This is a genomic window from Streptomyces sp. NPDC059989, from assembly GCF_042736975.1.
Classification (GTDB): domain Bacteria; phylum Actinomycetota; class Actinomycetes; order Streptomycetales; family Streptomycetaceae; genus Streptomyces.
In genome coordinates, this window is the sequence record NZ_JBHWUO010000060.1 from 17956 (window position 1) to 38267 (window position 20312).

The window sequence follows — 20312 nt, forward strand, 5'->3', positions numbered from 1 at the left end:
CGGACGGTGCCGGGCCACCCGAACAGGCACTTCCCAGTGTCGGCCGGTCGGGTACGGGCCGCAACCGGGACGGGCGGCCTGTGCGGGTTCAGGCGTATCGCCAGCTCGTGGAGTGGCCGGACAGGTCGAACGCGCCGACGAACGACAGGGAGATGCTCGTCTCCAGTGAAGCGACCCAGTGCCACCAGCCGAGCGGAAGGAGGAGGGCTTCGCCCCCGCGCACCGTCGCCTCGGTCACGGGTACGTTCCTCATCGCCGGGAACCTGGTCAGATCCACACCGCCGAGGTCCACGGGGCTGCGGCCGCCCGGGTCCCCGTAGAGGCGTGGCAGGTTGTGCGGCTCCACCAAGCGCACGAGCTTCGAACCCCGGATCTGCACGAACAGGATGTTGGAGTCGTCATGGTGCAGCGGCGTGACCGTGCCCGCCGGGCCGAACCACAGCTTCGCGTGGCCGAGCGCGACGGGAGCGAGGAACCCGGGGAGGTGGCGGATGTCGTCCAGCAGCCGGTGGAAGGCGGGGCGTTGGAGCAACTGGTTCCGGGCCACCACGTACCGGTCGTTGCCCTCGTCCGCCATGAGGTGGGCCACGAACTCGCGCATGGTGATCTCGCGGCGATGAGCGAGGAAGTTCTCCTCGAACCGGGGGTCGCCCTGCCGGTCCGCCGATATCTCGATCACCGTGTCTCCGAACTCCTGGACGAAGTAGTCCAGGGACCACTTGTGAAGCGCCGGCCACCGGTCCACGAGGCCGCGGACGACCACTGGGCGATTGGCGAAGTAGAAGTGCTCGAAGAACGTCTCCGGGTCGGGCGGATCCATCACGGGAACCGCCGTCGCCCGCGGCGACTGGCTCCACTGGTCGCTCAGCGCATCCGCCAGTGAACGCAGCTTGCGGTGTTCGCCCAGGAGCCGGTGCGCCACGCGGAAGAGCGTGGCTTCCTCCTGCGTCGCGATCAACTGCCGGGCAACCGGAGGGGGGAAGCCCCGCTGCCGCATGACGGTGACGATCTCATCGTGCGCGACCCCGCTGAGCAGGCTCTCGGCCAGCCACTCCTGCCACGGCACGGTGAAGGCCGGGGGTGTGCCCGCGCGCTCTCCGTCCATCGTCGAACTCCGAATCAGGGGATCGTGCACGCCGCGGCCCGCAGGGCGCCGCACCGGTCTTCCCGCGAAGGCGTTGAGAAAAAGGTGTGGACTGCACCATAAGTGTACTCAAGGAGCATAGGGGAGCAGGGGCGTGGGGCGTGGGCGGTGGGAAGCTCAGGTCCGACCGGGCCGGTCTCCTTCCGGGCCCGGCATGGGCACGGCCGGGTCCGCGAAGCGTTCCGGGAGGCTGAGGGCCGGGTGGAGGTCCGGGTGGAGGGCGGCCGTGGCGAGGAGCCAGCCGGCGCGGGCGTGCGCCTCACCCGGATCGCGTGCCAGCTCGGCCGCATACCGGGGCCTCCGCGACCGCTCCCCAAGATCTGTGCCAGAACCGAATTCTGGGAGCGCGCCGGTATGTGCTTTTGGCCGTCTCGTGTGCCGATCGACTCGGTACAAGTGATCATGGCCCTGCCACCCGATCGCTGACCTATTGGCACACTGACCGTCCTGGTGGATCCAGAGCGCCGGACGCAACCCGACCACCGAAGGCGCCGCTGCGTACCTGGCTGCCCGTCGGACTCGCTCACCGAGACCGACTACCCGAGAGGACACAACACCTGATGTCCATATGGACTTCGATCGTTGCCGTACTCGGTACCCTCGCCGGTGCCCTGACCGCCGGACTCCTTCAGCACCGTTCGGCACGCACCGCACGCGCCGAGGAGCGCTCCGACAGCTACCGCCAGGATCAGCTCGGCGCCGTCACCGACTTTGCGGCCGCCTTGGACGCGCACCGCTCGGCGATGTTCCATCGGGAGCGTCTGGCCCTGGGCCGAAGCAGGCACCGAGCACCAGCTGGAGGCTGGTCGACCCACGGGGGTGGGCTTACCAGAGCCGCGGATCGGTGGCGGACAAGACGTTGACCGCCTACGGATCAACGAGGCGGCCCATACGAGTGGGCGCGGGAGATGTGCGACTTCGAGCGGGCCCGTAGCAACGGGGCGCTCCTTTCCTCCCGGGTATCTACGGGCCTGTGGGGCTGGCGTTCCGCCAGTTGACGAAGGTCGGCTCGTCTTCCAGGGCCGTGCTGATGTTCTCCCCTCGGAACGCCACATCGCCCAGGAGCTCGAGAAGGAACTCGGCCATCCCCAGGGGGTGCAACTGCATCTTGTCGGTGTACCTCACATACGTCAGGACGGGCCATCGGTCCGGGTCTTCGTTCGTGGTCACCCAGCAGTAGATGTCCGCGCCCGACGTCACGCCCCAGGCCACGATGGACTTGAGGTCCACCTCGAAGTCAGTCTCGTCACGGCACATCTCCCAGAGCTCGCGGGCGATCCCCGTCTCGCCCTGCAGCCCTGGGCCTTCCGTGTACGGGTACCCGGCAGCCCGCAGTGCGGGCAGCAGGATATCGATCCCGTCGCCGATCACCCCCGACCCGTAGACCTCCATTAAACGGACGTAGTCCAGGGGGAACCGGGTCCCCCAGACCGCCTCGACCTCAATCCAGTCGACCTGCTCGTCCACCCCGTGAGCCACCGGCATGATCTCAGCGAGTGCCGCAACCGCGTCGATCCCGCGCATATCCCACCCCTCGTCCCGCCGACCCGCACGGTGCGGAGCATCATCTTGGAAAGGCCCAACCTACGAGAACCGGCCCTGCATCGGTCTTCCGGGGGTCCGTCTCCGGAGCTTGGCAAGATCCGAAAGAGACGGCCTAGGTCCGGCCCGTCGTGCTGACCGTACGTTTGCCTCCCTGCACCCCTTGGTGCCAGAGGTCAGCGGATCAGGGCGCGTAGGTCCTTGAGGGTGTACTCGCCTTGGCGGCTGATGGTCTCGTCGCGGGCCCAGGCGGTCAGTGCGTTGTTCGGCTTGGGGCGGCGCCGGGGTGGAGCAGCCACGGCGCCGTCGGACTCGACGAGCTGCTCGATCATCTGGCAGAGGGTGTAAGGGCCTCCGTAGCCGTAGCCGTAGCCGTAGCCGTAGCCGTAGCCGATGCCGTATCCGATGCCGTATCCGGAGTTGTCGGTGCGGGGGAGGAAGTGGAGGTTGCCGTCGTCGTCGCGCATCCAGAACTCGTGGCGGTCGACGACGACGCTGCTCACCGCCCAGGTGCACGACCGAGTACTCCATGACACTATGTACTGCATCATTGATACAAGTTGGTGGGGTTGATGAATCTCTTGCAGTCGCTCCTGGCCTCGAACACACTCCTGGCCGTCCCGTTCTTCGTCGGTCTTCTGATGCTCCTTCGCCCGGGGCAGTGGAGGGCGGCCGGCCTCTTGCTGCCGCACGAGCGTCGCGCCGTTTGGTGGAGGCGCGGCGCGACATTGCTGGGTCTCGTTGTTGCCGCTCTGCTCGCATACCTGCCGGTTCTCGGACTGCGAGGGGACTGGCTTGCAGGACCGGCCTTCGGTGCTGTCGTGCTCGCCGGCGTCCTGGCTGGAGAACTGGCCGTTCCGCGACCGGCAAGCGACGTCAGGTCGGCAACGCTTGCAACCCGGCGGATCCGTGACTACCTCCCTCGAGGGCATCGCGTTCTGCTGGCCGTCCTCCTCGCCGCCCTCGTCGCCCTGCTCACGACCATGGCTGTACTTGCTGGTTCTCATCCGGCCAGCCGACGGGGTATTCACTTCGCCTGCGAGGGCGTCACTGAAATCATTCCGGCTGCTGCGGTGGGCATGCCCGCCATCACTGCCACGGCCTTCACGCTCGTCGGTAGCGCCGCACTGTGTCTGCCGGTCCTGCGGAAGATCGTCGGCCGTCCCCCCATAGCGGCAGGATCGGACGGCGCAACCCGGGACGCGGCCCTGCGCGAGGGCTCGGCCCACGCCGTGTTCTATGCCTGGGGTTGCCTGCTGGCTTCCTCGCTCTTCACCTCCGCGCTCGTCGTTCACGTGCTCTTCGGCGGTTTCGCCTCCACCTGCACCAGCTGGTGGCTGACCCCACTGAACGTGGCTGCCTACCTTGCGATGGCCATGGGAGGTCCGGCCTTCGTCTACCTGCTGACCAAGCTGACCCATCAGCCACGCTACCGACAGGCCGCCCCGTGAACCGGTTGACCGTGCACGTGGACACCACCAGCGCCGTCCCTGCCTACGAGCAGATCCGCGCCCAGGTGGCCGACCTTGTCCTGGCCGGCCACCTGGCCGAAGGCGATCGGCTGCCCCCCGTGCGACAGCTCGCCGCGGATCTCGGACTCGCCATCGCGACGGTCGCCAGGGCGTACCGTGAGTTGGAATCCGCCGGAATGGTCAAGAGTCGCCGCGGAGCAGGCACAAGGATCACCCACCCTGCACATCCCGGGCCTGTCATCGGCAATGAACTCGCCAGGGCCGCCCTGGACTACGTCACGACGACACGCAGGATGGGCGCCAGCGACGAACAGCTCCTCGCGGCGGTCCGCCTCACCCTCGCGGCCACCCCTTATGTCGCTGAGGGGGAGGGGGGAGGGTAGTTGCGGGATCTGAGCCCAAGGGATTGCAGATCATCGAGGTGTTGCTTCCCGGCCTGGGCCTCGTTGGTCTGGTATGCGCATCCCGGACGAGAGCCGTGACCAACTCTCCGCGAAGTTCGCGGTGTTGTTCCCGCATCTGGACGAGCGGCAGCGACGGCTGCCGATGGGAACCGAAGGCCGGCTGCTGGGGCATGGTGGGGTCCGCGCTGTCGCTCGGGCGGCCCAAGTCAGCGAGACGACGGTCCGCAACGGCGTGTTCGAGCTGGAATCCGGAGAGGAGCCATTGGGGCGAGTCCGGGGGCCTGGCGGAGGACGGAAACGGGTTGCCGATCTGGATCCGGGTGGGCGGCCGGCATTGTTGGCGCTGGTCGAGCCCGACGAGAGAGGCGACCCGATGTCGCCGCTGCGGTGGACCGTGAAATCGCCCCGTACGATCGCGGCGGATCCGGACCGGGCCGGGCACCGGATCAGCGCCGATACCGTGGGCGACCTGCTGCGGGAGGAAGGCTTCAGTCTTCTGGCCAACGCGAAGACGCTCGAGGGCAGTCAGCATCCGGACCGGGACGCCCTGTCGGCGTACTTCTCTGTGTGCCCGCCAAGTACAGAGATATGTACACCGAGGTAGCTCCCGTTCTGTGGCCGGGTTCAGTCCCGTAACGTCTGCTCTCTCAAGATCTGAGGCTGGTGGAGGGGGATCTCTTGGAGGAGAGCGAAGCACGCAGACGTGCGGAAGAGTTCGGCCGGACGCTGACCGACCGTTGGGATGAGTGGGCCTTCGAGCTTGGCCTGGTGGCGACCCCGACCAGCAGGGGCGTTTATGGCTTTACCTGGTATCCCACGGCGAAGGACGAACAGGGGCGCCAGATCCGGGGCGGGGGAAACTGGCCCATCATCGTCGACCAGGACACCGGGGCATGCCGACTCGTGCACGGGACGAAGGAGATGGCCGCGCTCAGGGGCATGTCAGGAGCTGGCGTGATCCGCTTCCACGACGCCGGCACTCGTCGGCGGCGCCGCAACGGCCGCTAGCTCATACGACGTAGCCGCCGGAGGAACCGTGAATTCTCAGGCTGCGTCTGTGCCGCGTTCGATGGCGGCAAGCCGGTTCTTGAGACGGTAGCTGGGGCCGTTGATGGAGATGACGTCACAGTGGTGGAGGAGTCGGTCGAGGATGGCGGTGGCCAGAACCTGGTCGCCGAACACCTGTCCCCATTCGCTGAAGGTCTTGTTCGAGGTCAGGATGATGGAGCTCTTTTCGTGGCTGAGAGCCAGCTTGGACGCGGGCCGCCTGTCTGGCGTAGCCATCACGGAACACCTCCGGATTGGCACGCTACGGAGGTGGCTACCTTCCTCAGTCAATTGCCAGTACTGATCGGCGTCCTCATCGGCACCATCGGAACACTCCTGACGACGCGCCTCAACGACAGGGCGCAATGGGCTCGCGCCCTGTCAGCGCGGTGGGAACTCACGTAGCCGTCACGGAAGCGCGGCCAGAACCCCGCATCTGTCCAATGAGCATTGGACTTGTCGTGTTGTGCATTGCCCTTGTCTTCCGGCTGGGACATGCGACGGAGTGCCAGGCTCATTGGCTTCCGCCGGTTGGCGATGGGTGGAACCGGCGAGGCTCGGCAATTTTTGACCGGAGCGCGAACGCCCCGTGACCTCGGCGGACCGATGTCACGGGGCGTCCTTGGACCGGCCGTCCGAACGGCTTCCGGCTACCGGCTGAGCGACCTGAGCGCCGCCGCGTCGTACGGCGTCAGCTCGTCGAAGCGGTTGCCGAGGACCTTTGCCGCCCACTGGGGGTCCTGGAGCAGCGCTCGGCCGACGGCGACCATGTCGAACTCGTCGCGTTCCATGCGGTCCAGGAGGTTGTCGATGTCGCCGAGCGCTGCACCCTCGCCGGCGAAGGCGCGGAGGAAGTCGCCGTCGAGGCCGACCGAGCCGACGGTGATGGCCGGTCGGCCCGTGAGCTTCTTGGTCCAGCCCGCCAGGTTCAGGTCCGAGCCCTCGAACTCCGGGAGCCAGTAGCGCCGGGTGGAGGCGTGGAACGCGTCGACGCCCGCCGCCGCCAGCGGGGCCAGGATCGCCTCCAGCTCCTCTGGGGTCTGGGCGAGCCGTGCGTCGTAGGCCTCCTGCTTCCACTGCGAGTAGCGGAAGATCACCGGGAAGTCGGCCGGGACGCGCTCGCGGACCGCGGCCACGATCTCCGCGGCGAACTTCGTACGGGCCACCGTGTTGCCGCCGTAGGCGTCGGTGCGGCGGTTGGTCCGCTCCCACAGGAACTGGTCGAGCAGGTAGCCGTGGGCGCCGTGCAGTTCGACGCCGTCGAAGCCGATCCGCGCGGCCTCCGCGGCGGCGTCGGCGAACGCGCCGATGACGTCGTCGAGGTCGGCGCGGGTCATCGCCTTGCCGGTCCCCTCGGTACCGTCGACGCGGATGCCGGAGGGGCCGACGGCGGGCGCGTCGGCGTACGGTGCCTCGCCCTGATTGCGCACCATGCCTATGTGCCACAGCTGGGGCACGATCGTGCCGCCCGCCTCGTGCACGGCCGCGGCGACCTTCGCCCACCCCGCCAGCTGGTCCTCGCCGTGGAACCGCGGGACCCGGTCGCTCTGCCCGGCGGACTCGTGACCGACGTAGGTGCCCTCGGTGACGATCAAGCCCACACCCGCGGCGGCCCGGCTGGTGTAGTACGCCTGCACGTCCTCGCCGGGCACGCCGCCGGGGGAGAACATCCGCGTCATCGGTGCCATCACGATGCGGTTGGGGACGGTCAGGCCGTTCAGCGTGACGGGCCGGGACAAGATCTCGGCCGCGCGGGAGGCGGTGGACGTGGTGACGGTCATGCGGGTCCTCCGGGTTGAGGCTGTGGCTCGCCGGGGTGACAACGAGGAATGCATAGTACACACGATATGTATCATGCATAGTACGGTCGGGCCATCGTGCGGCACCGCCGGCAGGCCGAGCCGTGCAGGGTCCGCCGGTCCGCCGGGTTCACAGGTCCGCGATAATGGAGCGCCGGAAGGAGCGGGAGGCGCAGTGCTGGAGAAACTGGAACGGGAGCTGATGCTGCTCTCGCGGCATCAGGTGCTTGCCCGGCGCGAGCGCGACCCCGAACGCCTGGAGCGGTCGGCATACCTGCTGCTCAGCCGGATCGACACACAAGGCCCCATGTCCATCGGACAGTTGGCGGAAGCCTTCGGGCTCGACACCTCCACCGTGAACCGCCAGACGGCCGCACTGCTGCGCTGCGGACTGGCCGAGCGCGTGGCGGACCCTGACGGCGGCATGGCCCGCAAGCTGCGCATCACCCTTGAAGGTGGGCGCCGGCTCGCCGAAGACCGTGAGGTCAACCGGTCCTGCCTGGCCCGGGTGGTCGCCGACTGGCCCCCTGAGGAAGTACGAGCGCTGGAGGACGCCCTGCTCCGGCTCAACCGCAGCGCCGAGGCCCTCGAAGGACGGTACTGGCCGCGCACGGAGGAGGACGACACCCGCGGCGCATGCCACCCGCCGGTCCCGCACGAATCCCCGACTCCTGCTCCGCGGGCACCCGCGACTCCCGCTCCGTAGGAACGCCTGGTCCGCCCCGCGGAAACGCCCGCGCATACCCCAGCTGATACCCCTGCTGAAGAAGATCCCGTCGGTCGCCGGCCTGGTGGGACGGCCTCGCGAGCGGCCCGACATTCTACTCGGCGATCTGCGGCTGCGGCCACGACAAGTACCGCCGTCTGGTCTGGGTGACCGGGGTCAAACCCGTGATCGCCCGCCGCGCCGTCCCGCACGGATCCGGACTCGGAGTCCACCGCTGGGTCGTCGAGCGGACCATCGCCTGGCTCCACGGCCTCCGCCGACTCCGTATCGGATGGGAACGACGAGACGACATCCACGAAGCCTGCCTCGACCTCGCCACCTGCCTCATCACCCACCGACACGTCCAATCCCTTTGTCAGGACCTCTTAGTACTCCAGGGTGACTTCGCGATCTATGCGCTGGAGGGGGCGGAGAGCCGCTGCCGGTAGTGGCTGCGACGTGCCGAAGCCTGGTGGCTTCTGCGCCGGTTCGACCAGTGCAGGAGTGCGTTCAGGGCTGTGATCGACGGGCTGAACAGTGCGCCGATCAGGCGGCGGATCTCCGGGACGGTCAGGTCGACCGGGTCTCTGCTTCGGGCCGGGCGGCTCGCATCCGCACGTCTGGTCGGCCTCGCGTCGTCGACTGCGCGGCAAGGAACGCGTCGCGTCGGTGCGGCGTTGCTCCGTTGGCTGTGATGTGTGGCGCCTATGTCACACCAGTGCCGCACCGCCGTCTATCGCGAGCGTGGTGCCGGTGATGTAGGCGTTGGCCAAGACGAAGAGATAGGCCGCCGCGGCTTCCTCGGCACTGCCGACACGCCGCGTGAGCAGCTCGGCCCCGGCGCCCTGGAGGAAAGCCTCCGGGTCCGGGACACTGCCGTCCCACAGCTCGGTACGGATCACACCGGGCTGGATCACGTTGACGCGCAGAGGGGCGAGTTCGACGGCGAGTGCCCGGGACAGGGCCTCGATGCCGCCGGTGATGCCTGCCGTGAGTGCGGTTCCGGACAGGGGGCGGATCGCGAGGACGCCAGAGCTGAAAGTGATCGACCCGCCGTCGCGCAGTCGCGGTGCGGCGTACTTGGCGGAGAGGAACGCGCCCCAGAACCGGCGCTCGAAGACGGCCCTGGCCTCCTGCGGGGTGGTGTCGACCAACGGCTTGATCAGCAGAGATTCGCCCGCGGTGTAGACGAGGTGGTCGAACTCCCCGACCTGCTCGAAGAACGCGGCGATGGCGTTGCCGTCGGCGACGTCCAGGCGGCGGCCTTCGGCCGGCTCGCCCAACCGCTTCGTCGCGGCGTCCACACGGTCCTGATTGCTGGAGGCGACCACGACGTCCGCGCCGGCCGCCGTGGCCTGTTGGGCTACCGCGAAGCCGATGCCGGAGGTTCCACCGATGATCACGATCTTCTTGCCGGCCAGAGACATGGGATCCATTCCTTCGTCGATGCAGTGCCGGGGTTCGGCAACCGCCATGGCAAGAACGTACGCCTCCACATCGAGACGGTGAATGCCTTGAAGTCTCGATTCCCTGTCATATCGTCTCGCCACACAGGCGTTAGAGTGGCGCAATGGACATCCTGAGCGACACCCTCGAAGTCCTGCGCACGGGACGCCCGATGGTGACTCGCACCGACGCGCACGCCCCGTGGGCCCTGAAGTTCCAACCCATCTCAGGAGCCGGATTCCACGTGGTCGTGGAAGGGCACTGCCACCTGCTGCCACCGCACGGCCAACCGCTCGCGCTCGGACCCGGCGACATCGTGTTCCTGCAGCGCGGCAGCGGACACACCCTGTGCGATGTGCCGGGCCGCGATCCGGTGGACTTCGTACCGGACCGCGTGGACCGGTCCTCGCCGATCGGCCAGGTCACCTTGGACGGACCAGGGCCGCACACGGTTCTGGTGTGCGGCGCGTACGCGATCGACGTTGATCGCCCGCATCCGCTGTTCAGCGATCTACCGAAGGTCATCCACCTCCCCGCGGTCCCCGGCCGCCACCCGGTGCTGCGCTCGGCGGTCGATCAGCTGTGCGCCGAGTTCCACGCGCCGCAGCCGGGCTCGGACGCGGTCGTCACGGCGCTCATCGATCTGTTGCTGCTGTACATCCTCCGGTCGTGGTACGCCGAACTACCGAAGGAGCGGACCCGGGGTTGGGTGGCCGCGCTGACCGACCCGGCAGTCGCCCCGGCCCTGAAGGCGATCCACGACGATCCCGGCCATCCCTGGACCGTGGAGTCTCTGGGCGCCCGCGCCGGGTTGTCCCGCGCGGCGTTCGCCCGCCGCTTCGCCTCGGTGGTCGGCGAGCCGCCGTTGACCTACCTGACCAACTGGCGGATGGCAACCGCGGCGCGGTTGCTGCACCAGTCGCCGACCCCGCTGAGCACAATCGCGCAGCACACGGGGTACACGTCGGAGTTCGCCTTCGCCAAAGCCTTCAAACGACACTTCGGGTCGCCGCCGGGGGCCTACCGCAAGCAGGTCAAGACGGCAGGCGACGAACCAGGCGGATACAACTGGCGGTGAGGGCCAGGACATCACCGCAGCGGATGGGGAAGCGGCGGTCGCTGCCGATCCCGGCCTCGCGGTGGCCCCGATGTGGTGGAGCGCCGGGCGGATCGTGTCCAAAAGCTGAGGAGCCCGATGCCCCCACGGACAGCTCTGCCTCGCCGTGGCCCACCGGCCACCGGTTCGCCGACCGGACTCGGGCCAACCATGCAGCCGTCCATATGCCGAGCTTCCAGACGACGGGGGCCGCCTCGCCCTCCACCGTGATCTCCTCCATGTGGGCCCGGGGGACGCGCTGGTGGCCTGCGCGGGTGATGTACTGGGCGAGGGCTGCCACGCCCCGCTGGACGGCCGCTGCCGTCTTCCCCGGTGCCTTCCCGCCACCCGCGGCCACCCTTGCGGTTGTCTCGAGCCGCGAACCCGGCGGTTCCTCGGCGTAGGTTTGCGTGTGGGCCTCGGCGCGTTGGTGACCGGGGCCGCCCTCCGGTAGGGGAGCCGGGTAGGGAAGAATGTGTTGGTATGATCGTGCGCCCTTCCGATGAGCTTGCCGCAGCTTTCGCCCGCCTGGGCGGTGAGGAGGACGGGCAGGTCTGGAGCGAGTTGTGGGATGACTTGTGTCACCAGGGCGAGGTGTATGAGGACAGTTTCCTCGCCCTTCCGTACCTGGCCGCGATTGCGACAGGCCGCGCGCCCGGCGCACTGCAGGACGCCGTCCTGATGGCAGGCCTCATTGCTTCCGCTGCGGACGACGAGCACGGCGCGCGGTACGCCGCAGAGTTTGCCGTCCTCCTCCCGGTGGCCCGCCACCTCCTCGACATGGCGACGGACGACCGTCCGACCTTCGTTTACCTCCTGCAGTGCCTCCTGGCCTTTGAGGGCGAACGCGTGTGGAGCGCAGGGAGGCTGGAGGGCCTGTTCTACGAGGAGTACGAGGTCGACTGCCCCAGGTGTGAGTCGACGCTCTTCATCGCGTTCGGCGACCACGGCACGTTCGCCTCGGCCGGTGACTATGTGACGGCGGACCCGGTCAAGACGCCGCTGCTGCCCGCCGATCCCGCCGCCCTCGACCCGTTGCCCGCGCGCTTGCACCGCATGGCGATGGAGGCGGGCCACGAGGGGGCCGCGCGCGGGCTGACGTACCTCTTCGGCCGGGCGATGTGCCCGGACTGCGCGGGCGATTTTGTGGTCTCGGACCAGGTTGCGGAGACGTACCTGTAAGCGACGCCGGCTCAAGTTCATGCAGACCTGGCCGGTGAGGTGCTTGGTTGCCCACCCCCTTCGTCCCGGCCTTGAATCCCGTCTCGGAGTCCGGATTCGGAGACACCTGATAGAGGCCGCCTTGCTCCTTGAGGATGTGCACCGTGTCTCCTTGGGCGTGAAGAGTCCAAGTGGCATGTACCGGGGTTCAGTGGCGGTCGCCGTCCCCGCCGTACCCACCGAAGGGGTCGCACTCCGCAGCGCAGGTCAACTCGTGCACCCCGGAAGCCCGGACCGGCTGGCGGTAGACGAACTCGGTGCAGTAGTCGTCTTCGTACGCGACAGGCTGGGGCGCGCACTGCCGCCCGGTGAGGCAGTTGTCAGTGCTGGCCGTGTAGAACGGACCTGGGACGTTTCGCCAGTCCCGCCTCTACCACCCGTCGGGCGCAGGCCCGGACCAGTCATGCCTCACAAGGTCGCCCCGCCACAGCGGATGGGCTCGCCCATCAAGGCGCGGATGGTCGGTATCGGATCCCAGTAGGTCGTGATCCGCAGGATGCCAGAGAGCTGTGCCGTAGCCCGTTCGCCTTCGCGTCCTTGGACACCTGTCCTCGCGTCCCGGTCAATCCGAGGCTCCGGCCTTCCGTCAGGCCTTACCCTGACCGACAATCACGAAGCATCCGCGTCGTGATCGATGAGGGACATGTCGGATGCCAACGCGCGGGCGGTGTCAGCGAAGTACTGCTCGTCTGCGCCGTGGGCGAGACCGAGGGTGACGCCTTGGCTGAGGCCGACGAACAGTGCCCTGAGTGCGGTGGTCAGACGTTGTGCCTGATCCGACGTCACGACGCTCCCGTTGTGCGATCTTCCGGTGAACCGCGCGATCAGGTGGTTCTCCTGCGATCGGATGGACTCGGCGAGCCGGGCCCCCAGGTCTGGGTCATGCAGGGCCATGTCCAGCAAGGTGATCTGGAGCGCCAGGCCAGACCGCGCATCGGGTGCGTCACAACTACGCCGGTAGTGCCGGGCGAAGGCGTCCACCGCTTCGAGTAGATCCAGTCCGGCTGGAACCGCCTGCTCGATCTCTTCGTAGTACGGCCGCAGGTAGTCGGCGACAAGGGCGACCACCAGGCCGTTCTTGCTCCCGAACAGTGAGTAGATGGCGCCGGTGGTCAGGTCGGCGCGTTCGGCGATCTCATCAAGCTTGGCCCGGTGCCCGTCTCGGGAAACGACCTGGAACGCAGCGTCCAGCAAGGCGCGGCGGTTGCGTTCCTTGGTCTCTGCTCTCGTCATTCTCATAATTTGATTATTGCCGTAATCTTGTTACGAAACCAGTCGAGAGAGCTCCAGAGAGGAACGCTCATGGCCCAGGTCGTGGCACCGCGGGTGACCCGCCGGACAGTGGGGGCCATCGCCGATGGCGCCTTCAAAGTGTTGCTCGCCGCTGTCTTCATCGCCGGCGCTGCCCCGCTCGGCCGGTTACTCGGCGCGCCCGTCTGGCTGATGGTTGTCTCAGGCGTGGCCCTGCTGATCGGCGGCGGCATCGAGATCGGATACACGCGCAGCCGATCGATGCGCACTTACACGCAGCTCATGGTTGCCTACGACAGCGGCTGGGTGTTGGCGGCCCTCGTCGGCCTCCTGATGGCGTGGCGGGGCAGCAGTGCCGGGGGTGAGGTGTGGATCGGGTACCAGACAGTTGCCCCCATCGGGTTCGCCGCCCTGCTGGCCGCCGCCACTCCGACAACGACGACCCCGGACACCCCAGAGGCCCCTGCCCACTGACGGCGGGCCTGAACGCCGCCCATCCCGTCAGAGGGAAAGCCCCTTCATCTTCCTCAGTTGAACCAAGACCTCCGGAAGCACCGCGCCTCGGATTCAGCGAGACCTGAGAGTTCAGAGAAGGCACGGACCGGGACGACCCGGGGGGCTGATGGGGATATTTGGATTTTGGCTCTGACCGGCATTCCGTGAGAGTGGTGGACGAGTCTCTTCTGATCGGCAGACTGGATGGATGCGGATAGAGAGCGTGGCCAGGATCCATGCAGTCCGGCTCGGCGTGACGGTCGGTGCAGTCGTCGCCGCTCCGGTTCTGTTGGTGGCTGGCACTCCGTTGCTGCGCCGTATGTTGCGTCGTTACTACCGCCCTGACGGTCCGGGGCTCGTGAGCAAGGAGGACGGTTGGGTGAGTCCGGCGTACTTCATCGCCACCAACGGTGTTGTTCGAGCCCTCTGCTGGCCGTCGGAGTACGTCCTCCGACGGATTCGTCCTACCTGAGCAGGCCATCATCGGGCGGCGGTGAGAAGCACCCGTTTGCAGGAGGCTGCCCGAGATATGGATACGGCTGCGTACTGGTGGGGTCGCCAAGTCAAGCCGAGGTGTTCCTGTCCTGTCCTGTCCTGTCGGCCGGTCGCCGTTTCGTAAGTCTCGGGCTGCTCGCCACACACCCGCGACTCGGCATCTGTCAGCGGTCGACGCCCGCCACATCGAGCAGCTGGTGCCGGATGAAAGTCGGGTCCGATGCCGCGCTGAGATGCGAAGGTCACGCCTATACCTCGTTCGCGATGAAGCACCGACGGCCTCGAAGGCCAAGCGGCCGTGCCGGGAACAGCCGGTCCGGCCGGCGGGTTGCATCGACCGAGGGACCGGCGCCGCGTGGGCGGGGAGCACGGAGACCACCAGGTCATCCGCCCCACCAGGATCCGGGCTTATCCGGGCCCCGGATCGCGGTGCGCCCGCCGTGCACTCGGACGAAGATGCATTTCTGCAGGAGGACTGTTTCATGACTGACCGGCCTTTGACGCTTATGGCAGTGCACGCCCACCCCGACGACGAGGCCACCGGAACCGGAGGGGTCCTCGCGCGGTACGCGGCGGAAGGCATCCGCACAGTTCTCGTGACGTGTACCGACGGCCGTTGCGGTGACGGACCGGGGGCTGTCAAGCCAGGCGAGCCCGGCCACGATCCGGCGACCGTGGCCGTGATGCGCCGTCAAGAACTCGAGGCGAGCTGTCACGTCCTAAAGGTCAGCGATCTGGAGATGCTGGACTATGCCGACTCCGGGATGATGGGCTGGCCGAGCAACGACGCTCCCGGATCCTTCTGGCAGACCCCCGTGGCGGAAGGCGCCGCCCGACTCGCGGAACTCATGCGGCACTACCGACCCGATGTGGTCGTCACCTACGACGAGAACGGCTTCTACGGCCACCCCGACCACATCCAGGCCCACCGCATCACGATGGCAGCGCTGGAGATGACTGCGCTGACACCGAAGGTGTACTGGACGACGATGCCCCGCTCGGGGATGCAGCGGTTCGGGGAGATCATGCGCGAGTTTCATGAGGACATGCCGGAGCCGGATCCTGCCGAGGCCGCTGCGATGGCCGAGATCGGCCTCCCCGACGATGAGATCACCACGTGGGTGGACACCACCGCATTCAGCGGTCTGAAGTTCGATGCGCTGGCCGCGCACGCTAGTCAGGGCGAGAACATCTTCTTCCTCAAGATGGGCAAGGAGAGGTTCGGCGAGTTGATGGGCATGGAGACCTTTGTACGTGTAAAGGACACCACTGGCGCGGCCGTACCCGAGAACGATCTCTTCGCCGGACTGCGCTGATCCGCCCGTCCGACCGGGGTCCGGGGAGCTCATCAGTCGCACGCTGCGATCGAGCGGGCCTGGGAGCTCCCGGCCGCCGGCGGCTCCCTGTGGGAGCGGTGGGCGGCGATCGCTCCCGGCCTCGCCGGGCACGCGGCAGCCGTCGGCTTCGACCCGGAGCCCGGCCGGCCGTGTGCCCCGACTTGTCGGCTTGGGCGACGGAGGCACGCCTGGAGCAGGCCCGCGCCGTGGCGGCCGCCCACGCGGCGGCGGGCTGTACTCCGTGCTGAAGCCCTGACCACGTTCAACGGCGACCAGGCAGTCGTGCTGGACCGCGTTCCCATCCGCCTTCCCGGATCTCTGTCCACCCTGTTGACCGAACTCGCCGACCAGGTCCCCTCCGGCTGGGCAGCGTACTCACCCTGCCGCTGGCTGTTCCCCGGTACGTGCCCCGGCCAGCACATTTCAGCGACTGCGCTCGCCCGCTTATCGCGCATGGCCTATCCGCCCGGCCCGCAATACCGCTCTCACCCAACTCGCCCAGGACGTCCCTCCAGCCGTCCTGGCCCCACTCCTTGGCCTTCACGTCGTGACCGCCGCACAATGGCGCCGCCGCGCCGGAGCAGACTGGACCGCCTACCTGGAATCCCGCACGTCGCAAGGCCACAGCTGAGCCCCGCCCTGCCTCGCCTGTCAGAGGCGCTCGATATCGTCCAGCCATGACCTCAAGCGATCATCTGCTCGACCTGATCCGGAACACCCCGGAGATCGATCTGCTGCTGCGGACGTCGTTCGGCTTCGACATCGGGCGGAAGTATCACGGCGAGGGGTTGAGGCTTGCCTCCGGTGCACCGCTGGACCCGATCGCCGGGGAGTTCGCAGGCGGGGCGTACTTCCTGTGTGCCGAGGAGGACGGCCGTCGGCCGGTGGTGTTCGCGAGTTCCGAAGGAGAGGGCGGGCTGATCGCCGACGACCTGGCGGACGCACTGGAGATCATCATCGGGCTTGAATGGCGGGACTGTCTCGGGTTCTCCGGCGGGGGCGACGTGGAGGTCATGCAGGTCTCTGCCCAGCACCTCGAGCGATACCTGGCCCGGGGCAACCCGGAGATCGCCAAGGAGCGGGCCCACGTGGCCGCGGCCCTGTCGCTGCGTGCCGTGCCCGTCGCCGACCTCGTCATCCGCCTGTGGGAAGCCGCTTCGAGAACCGAGCCGGACTACGTGGTGACCACCGAGGACGGGGAGGCATATGACCCACCATTGGGCGAGTACTCGGAGCCTCGCCACGGTGGCTGGCGCTGAACCAACCGATATCGCTCACCGGTCAGAGCGACACGCGACTGACATGGCCATTTGCCGGCCTGGTGGACAACCAGCATGGCGACGTACCTGGCCCTCTTCGACGACTCCAGCACCATCTGGCGTATCGAGCCTTCAGCCCTCACTCCCGTGCTCCAAGACATCTGGGCCGACATGGTCATCGATCCGACCATCCGGAACGAAGCTCGGGGCTTCACGTGGAGCTTCCAGACGTCCTGTGGCTCAGCTGAGACCTACCTGGATGAGGACGGCACATGCCTCTACATCGATGCCGCCCTTACTGACGCGGCCCAGATCGCCTGCATATTCCGTGACTGCGTGCCAGGGTTCATCGAAGTGATTCTCTGCGATCAGAGGTGCAACTTCGACCTGGTGATCACACCCGACACCACCCCAGCGGAACTCATCGGCAAGGCGAACGCTTTGCCGTAGGCGTCTCAGTGGCTGTTGTTGTTCCGAACTTGAGGAGTGCTGGTCGAACGGGAGTCACCTGAACTCCAGACCCGACCGGTCCTCCCCCCGCCATCGTGACCTCCGCGTCCATCACATCGAGCGGCAGCATGACCGCGCGCACCGGGTGGACGTCACGTCGCCGAGGTGCCCGGCCGCACGGCGAGGCCAGAGCACCCACAGGCACGACGCCTGGCGTACCGCCACGACCAGCGTCCTCGCAGCAGTGCGCAGCTTGTCACCCGAGCTGTGGGAGGCGAGGACGTCCGCAATGGCCAACCGGCGGCGACTGTGAAAATCGCTGTCCGATCACCGGAGCACGGTGATAGACATCCGGCGTGGAAAAGAATCTTGAGTTCCCTGACCTGTTGCGACTGATCGATGAACGGTCGACCGCCTTCCGCGCCGTGGTCGCCGCCGCGCCCGGTCTCGACGCGCAGGTGCCGACTTGCCCCGGGTGGACGCTGTTCGATCTGGTGAAGCACCTGGGTGGGGGAGACCGTTTCTGGGCCGCCATCGTCGGCGCGGGGTCTGCCGACGCTCCCCCGGCCGAGGCCGTCGCCGCGCGCGCCGCGCTGGAAGTGCCGCAGGAGCGTGAGGCCCTGCTGGCCTGGCTGGACGCGTCGACGCAGCTTCTGCTGGGCGCCCTGCGCGCGGCGGGACCGGAGAGCGGTTGCTGGACGTGGTGGCCCGCGTCGCAGTCACCGCAGACCGCCGGCGGCACCGCCCGGCACCGGGTCCAGGAGACCGCGGTGCACACTTACGACGCCCAGCTCGCCGGGGGCTCCCCGCAGCCGCTGCCGGTCGAGCTGGCACTCGACGGTGTGGAGGAGTTCCTGTTCACCGTCTGCGCAACGCCGAGTGCCTGGCCGCACAAGCCCACGGCCTTCGACTTCCACGCCGCCGAGGGCCGCTCCTGGCGCCTCACCGTCGACGGCGACGGCGCACGCATCACCCGCATCCCCGCGCCCACCGCCGCGACCGGCGAAGACTCGGACGCAGCCGGCGCCTCCGTCCACGGCACGGCCAGTGAGCTGGTCCTCTACCTGTACGACCGGATCCAGGCCGACTCCTTGCACGTTGACGGAGACGCAGGGCTGCTCGACCTGCTCCGCGCCTGGGAGCCGGAGGAGAAGTAGGACGTAGCGGCGGCGGTTGGCCGCGCCTCGAGCCGGTAGGACACGACTCTTCGCCAGGTTCGTCAGTCGCGGCACCGGGCTCAAACCCGCGAGGCGGCCTCGGGGCGTCACCAAGCCGACCGTCTACCTGGATGGCAGTGCGAATTTGTCCGTCCCAGCGATCACGAGAAGCGACGCGACTGCCGTCGTCCCGATCTCGTCGAGAAGTCAGTCGATCGGGTGACTGCGGCGGCTGCCGTGCATGAGAGCAGGGCCTCTTGGTAGCTCGAAGGGTGTCGAATCCAACGTGCGGTCCAGGAGGCCTTGTTGTCAGTCTCTGAGCTGGGAACGAAGCTTGTTGTGGGCCTGGCAAACGGGCCCAGATGGCGTCTTGTTGAGCGCGGGCGAGCACGGCGATGGCCTGCACGAGCTCGGAGTCGGCAGGCAGGGGCCGATGGGCGGCCATATCGGTCCGCAGGATGTTGGCCAGAGCCGCGGCATCAACGGCGTCTGACCTCTTGCGTGCCACGGAGTGGCGGTCCCGGTATCGGGCGACTGCCAGCGGATCGATCGCGAAGACTGGCCGGCCGGTGGCCCGCAGGCAGGCAACAAGCAGTCCGCGTGACGTCTCGATCGCCACCGGAATCGGGGCGTCCTCGCTATCGCCATGCTCATCCAACAGAGCCATGAGCTGGGCAAACCCTGCAGCATCGTCGCTGATCCGCACCTTGGAGAGTTGCTTTCCGCCGGCAGCGACCAGTGCAATGTCGTGGTGGTCTTCGGCCCAGTCCACGCCACAGAACACTGGCGTCGGTATCCCGGTGATCTCCACCTGCTCCTCCTTCGTCGCGGCTCTTTTCCCAGGCCAGAGCCCATGCAGGGTGCGCGTGCTCCCTAATGGAAGTGCTCAAGGCACGTCATCCCACCAGCCGTTCGCAACCCCAGCGAGTCGTACGGCCCTCGGTCCGCGCCAGAGCTGGAAGCTCAAGGCAGAGCTGAGAGGTGATCCGCACAACCGGCTCGGACTACGAAAAGCAAACCGCCCGGCGGCCGCGGATGGACCCGCCCGCAGCAACAGGACCGCTTCGAGGCCCAGACAGACAGAACTGCACCTGATTCCGAACACTCATGCCCAGACTGCTGGGCGCGAGCCAGCCTCGTCTTGTCAACAGGGCTCTCAGGCCCGGGCGTATTCAAAGGCTCGGCTCGCGCCCCCAGAACAGCAGCTACCGCTGACGTTAACTTCCCATTAGGCCTATTCGTCCCGGGCGATCCGCCGCCACTTGCGTCGGCGCGGGATCCGGACGGTGATCCCGCGGCCGGCCGACCAGGCCGCCAACCGCAAAACGGCTCGGCCGCCGAGGTGGCCGGCCGCCGGCCTTCGACCTCGAGGCCTACAAGCAGCGGAACACCGTCGAGCGGTGCATAAACAGACTCAAGCAGCGGCGCGGCCTGGCCACTCGCTACGACAAGACCGCCACCATCTACCTCGCCGGACTCCACCTCGCTGCCATCTTCATCTGGTCAGCGAGATGATCCGAAGGAAACGGCCTAGTCTGCCGCGTAGCACCCTGTTTGGTAGTCGAGCCCGGGATCGGGCGGCCCGCACTGCAGGATCGCGTCCACGGCCGGCCACAACTCGATGGGCACGTCGTACCCACTGAACATCCAAGGGTCGTCCGCGTCGGGAGTGATCACCTCACGGAGTTGCATGATCTGTTCGCGGCTGATGGGAAACTCGGTGCGCAGGAAATCGTCGACCTTACTGAACCCCTGAAGGACCCACACGGCCCCAAGATCTTCCGAAGACATCCACGGATCGTACCGACATCGCCCCGAGCCCACCCTCTCCGCGCAAACGCCGCTGGCTGCCGGCAAACAGCGACTGCTGCGCCTCACCACATAGGACACGGTCTTAGACGTCATCTCATTTGGAGATTCTGCGGTAGCAGATGAGGGTGCAGGCGATGCTGGTGAAGGCGAGGAAATGTTCGGCCTTGCGTTCGTAGCGC

General features: G+C 67.6%; 19 protein-coding genes and 5 pseudogenes. 14 read left to right on the forward strand and 10 right to left on the reverse strand.

What is annotated here, in order from left to right:
• Positions 1-88 precede the first annotated feature (88 nt).
• From ACFWBN_RS34250 to ACFWBN_RS34260, 3 genes are all read right to left on the reverse strand, one after another.
• On the reverse strand, positions 89-1105 hold the full coding sequence (locus tag ACFWBN_RS34250) for a cupin-like domain-containing protein (RefSeq protein ID WP_385183839.1): 1017 nt from the start codon (positions 1103-1105) through the stop codon (positions 89-91).
• A gap of 1002 nt (positions 1106-2107) precedes the next feature.
• Positions 2108-2668 (reverse strand): SMI1/KNR4 family protein, encoded by a 561-nt coding sequence (locus ACFWBN_RS34255; RefSeq protein ID WP_385183841.1) that lies wholly within the window; start codon positions 2666-2668, stop codon positions 2108-2110.
• Positions 2669-2862: 194 nt separating this feature from the next.
• The gene (locus ACFWBN_RS34260) at positions 2863-3189 is read right to left on the reverse strand and encodes a hypothetical protein (protein ID WP_385183844.1); all 327 of its coding nucleotides are present in this window, start codon (positions 3187-3189) and stop codon (positions 2863-2865) included.
• A gap of 69 nt (positions 3190-3258) precedes the next feature.
• On the opposite strand from ACFWBN_RS34260, the gene ACFWBN_RS34265 reads away from it, so the two are divergent.
• From ACFWBN_RS34265 to ACFWBN_RS34280, 4 genes and pseudogenes are all read left to right on the forward strand, one after another.
• A complete protein-coding gene (locus ACFWBN_RS34265) occupies positions 3259-4137 on the forward strand; it encodes a hypothetical protein (RefSeq protein WP_385183847.1) in 879 nt (292 codons plus the stop codon).
• Positions 4134-4541, forward strand: a complete 408-nt coding sequence (locus ACFWBN_RS34270; RefSeq protein WP_385183849.1) for a GntR family transcriptional regulator — start codon at positions 4134-4136, stop codon at positions 4539-4541. The genes ACFWBN_RS34265 and ACFWBN_RS34270 overlap by 4 nt, the downstream gene beginning before the upstream one ends.
• A gap of 73 nt (positions 4542-4614) precedes the next feature.
• A pseudogene (locus ACFWBN_RS34275) lies at positions 4615-5127 on the forward strand (ISAzo13 family transposase); the annotation flags it as partial.
• A gap of 113 nt (positions 5128-5240) precedes the next feature.
• Positions 5241-5570 carry a hypothetical protein gene (locus ACFWBN_RS34280; RefSeq protein WP_385183853.1) on the forward strand — a complete coding sequence of 110 codons (330 nt, stop codon included), beginning with the start codon at positions 5241-5243 and terminating at the stop codon, positions 5568-5570.
• A 36-nt stretch (positions 5571-5606) separates the two neighbouring features.
• On the opposite strand, the pseudogene ACFWBN_RS34285 reads toward ACFWBN_RS34280, so the two are convergent.
• Together ACFWBN_RS34285 and ACFWBN_RS34290 are read right to left on the reverse strand one after the other, a co-directional pair.
• Positions 5607-5801 (reverse strand): annotated as a pseudogene (locus tag ACFWBN_RS34285) (ATP-binding protein); the annotation flags it as partial.
• A gap of 458 nt (positions 5802-6259) precedes the next feature.
• The gene (locus ACFWBN_RS34290) at positions 6260-7390 is read right to left on the reverse strand and encodes an NADH:flavin oxidoreductase (protein ID WP_385183856.1); all 1131 of its coding nucleotides are present in this window, start codon (positions 7388-7390) and stop codon (positions 6260-6262) included.
• Between the two features lie 220 nt (positions 7391-7610).
• Here ACFWBN_RS34290 and ACFWBN_RS34295 point away from each other — a divergent pair, with 220 nt between their 5' ends.
• Positions 7611-8114 (forward strand): MarR family winged helix-turn-helix transcriptional regulator, encoded by a 504-nt coding sequence (locus ACFWBN_RS34295; protein WP_385183894.1) that lies wholly within the window; start codon positions 7611-7613, stop codon positions 8112-8114.
• Between the two features lie 167 nt (positions 8115-8281).
• Positions 8282-8563, forward strand: coding sequence for a hypothetical protein (locus ACFWBN_RS34300; protein ID WP_385183858.1), 282 nt, complete (start codon positions 8282-8284; stop codon positions 8561-8563).
• Between the two features lie 261 nt (positions 8564-8824).
• On the opposite strand, the gene ACFWBN_RS34305 is transcribed toward ACFWBN_RS34300, so the two are convergent.
• On the reverse strand, positions 8825-9589 hold the full coding sequence (locus ACFWBN_RS34305) for an SDR family oxidoreductase (protein WP_385183861.1): 765 nt from the start codon (positions 9587-9589) through the stop codon (positions 8825-8827).
• Between the two features lie 95 nt (positions 9590-9684).
• Between ACFWBN_RS34305 and ACFWBN_RS34310 the strand changes: the two genes are divergently transcribed.
• Positions 9685-10638, forward strand: a complete 954-nt coding sequence (locus tag ACFWBN_RS34310) for an AraC family transcriptional regulator (RefSeq protein ID WP_385183865.1) — start codon at positions 9685-9687, stop codon at positions 10636-10638.
• 501 nt (positions 10639-11139) lie between these two features.
• Positions 11140-11838 (forward strand): hypothetical protein, encoded by a 699-nt coding sequence (locus tag ACFWBN_RS34315; protein WP_385183868.1) that lies wholly within the window; start codon positions 11140-11142, stop codon positions 11836-11838.
• Positions 11839-12486: 648 nt separating this feature from the next.
• On the opposite strand, the gene ACFWBN_RS34320 is transcribed toward ACFWBN_RS34315, so the two are convergent.
• The gene (locus ACFWBN_RS34320; RefSeq protein WP_385183871.1) at positions 12487-13110 is read right to left on the reverse strand and encodes a TetR/AcrR family transcriptional regulator; all 624 of its coding nucleotides are present in this window, start codon (positions 13108-13110) and stop codon (positions 12487-12489) included.
• A 69-nt stretch (positions 13111-13179) separates the two neighbouring features.
• Between ACFWBN_RS34320 and ACFWBN_RS34325 the strand changes: the two genes are divergently transcribed.
• The 5 genes from ACFWBN_RS34325 (at position 13180) to ACFWBN_RS34345 (ending at position 18321) form a co-directional block, all read left to right on the forward strand.
• Entirely contained in the window at positions 13180-13602 is a 423-nt protein-coding gene (locus tag ACFWBN_RS34325) for a hypothetical protein (RefSeq protein ID WP_385183874.1), read from the forward strand.
• 998 nt (positions 13603-14600) lie between these two features.
• Complete coding sequence (locus ACFWBN_RS34330) at positions 14601-15434, forward strand: PIG-L family deacetylase (RefSeq protein WP_385183877.1); 834 nt, start codon at positions 14601-14603, stop codon at positions 15432-15434.
• A 698-nt stretch (positions 15435-16132) separates the two neighbouring features.
• Positions 16133-16714, forward strand: a complete 582-nt coding sequence (locus tag ACFWBN_RS34335; RefSeq protein ID WP_385183880.1) for a hypothetical protein — start codon at positions 16133-16135, stop codon at positions 16712-16714.
• 75 nt (positions 16715-16789) lie between these two features.
• Complete coding sequence (locus tag ACFWBN_RS34340) at positions 16790-17164, forward strand: hypothetical protein (RefSeq protein ID WP_385183883.1); 375 nt, start codon at positions 16790-16792, stop codon at positions 17162-17164.
• Between the two features lie 356 nt (positions 17165-17520).
• Positions 17521-18321: a maleylpyruvate isomerase family mycothiol-dependent enzyme gene (locus ACFWBN_RS34345; protein WP_123074729.1), complete on the forward strand. Its 801-nt coding sequence runs from the start codon at positions 17521-17523 to the stop codon at positions 18319-18321.
• 312 nt (positions 18322-18633) lie between these two features.
• Here the strand turns inward: ACFWBN_RS34345 and ACFWBN_RS34350 are convergent.
• Positions 18634-19126: pseudogene (locus tag ACFWBN_RS34350) on the reverse strand (IS110 family transposase); the annotation flags it as partial.
• A 427-nt stretch (positions 19127-19553) separates the two neighbouring features.
• On the opposite strand from ACFWBN_RS34350, the pseudogene ACFWBN_RS34355 reads away from it, so the two are divergent.
• Positions 19554-19836, forward strand: a pseudogene (locus ACFWBN_RS34355) (transposase); the annotation flags it as partial.
• A gap of 15 nt (positions 19837-19851) precedes the next feature.
• Here ACFWBN_RS34355 and ACFWBN_RS34360 read toward each other — a convergent pair.
• Together ACFWBN_RS34360 and ACFWBN_RS34365 are read right to left on the reverse strand one after the other, a co-directional pair.
• Entirely contained in the window at positions 19852-20112 is a 261-nt protein-coding gene (locus ACFWBN_RS34360) for a hypothetical protein (RefSeq protein WP_385183888.1), read from the reverse strand.
• Between the two features lie 115 nt (positions 20113-20227).
• A pseudogene (locus ACFWBN_RS34365) lies at positions 20228-20312 on the reverse strand (IS5/IS1182 family transposase); the annotation flags it as partial.

Coding starts and splice junctions, on each gene's coding strand:
- ACFWBN_RS34250 (WP_385183839.1), bottom strand. CDS start 1,105: ATGGACGGAGAGCGCGCGGGCACACCCCCGGCCTTCACCGTGCCGTGG.
- ACFWBN_RS34255 (WP_385183841.1), bottom strand. CDS start 2,668: ATGCGCGGGATCGACGCGGTTGCGGCACTCGCTGAGATCATGCCGGTG.
- ACFWBN_RS34265 (WP_385183847.1), top strand. CDS start 3,259: ATGAATCTCTTGCAGTCGCTCCTGGCCTCGAACACACTCCTGGCCGTC.
- ACFWBN_RS34290 (WP_385183856.1), bottom strand. CDS start 7,390: ATGACCGTCACCACGTCCACCGCCTCCCGCGCGGCCGAGATCTTGTCC.
- ACFWBN_RS34295 (WP_385183894.1), top strand. CDS start 7,611: ATGCTGCTCTCGCGGCATCAGGTGCTTGCCCGGCGCGAGCGCGACCCC.
- ACFWBN_RS34305 (WP_385183861.1), bottom strand. CDS start 9,589: ATGGCGGTTGCCGAACCCCGGCACTGCATCGACGAAGGAATGGATCCC.
- ACFWBN_RS34310 (WP_385183865.1), top strand. CDS start 9,685: ATGGACATCCTGAGCGACACCCTCGAAGTCCTGCGCACGGGACGCCCG.
- ACFWBN_RS34315 (WP_385183868.1), top strand. CDS start 11,140: ATGATCGTGCGCCCTTCCGATGAGCTTGCCGCAGCTTTCGCCCGCCTG.
- ACFWBN_RS34320 (WP_385183871.1), bottom strand. CDS start 13,110: ATGACGAGAGCAGAGACCAAGGAACGCAACCGCCGCGCCTTGCTGGAC.
- ACFWBN_RS34325 (WP_385183874.1), top strand. CDS start 13,180: ATGGCCCAGGTCGTGGCACCGCGGGTGACCCGCCGGACAGTGGGGGCC.
- ACFWBN_RS34330 (WP_385183877.1), top strand. CDS start 14,601: ATGACTGACCGGCCTTTGACGCTTATGGCAGTGCACGCCCACCCCGAC.
- ACFWBN_RS34335 (WP_385183880.1), top strand. CDS start 16,133: ATGACCTCAAGCGATCATCTGCTCGACCTGATCCGGAACACCCCGGAG.
- ACFWBN_RS34340 (WP_385183883.1), top strand. CDS start 16,790: ATGGCGACGTACCTGGCCCTCTTCGACGACTCCAGCACCATCTGGCGT.
- ACFWBN_RS34360 (WP_385183888.1), bottom strand. CDS start 20,112: ATGTCTTCGGAAGATCTTGGGGCCGTGTGGGTCCTTCAGGGGTTCAGT.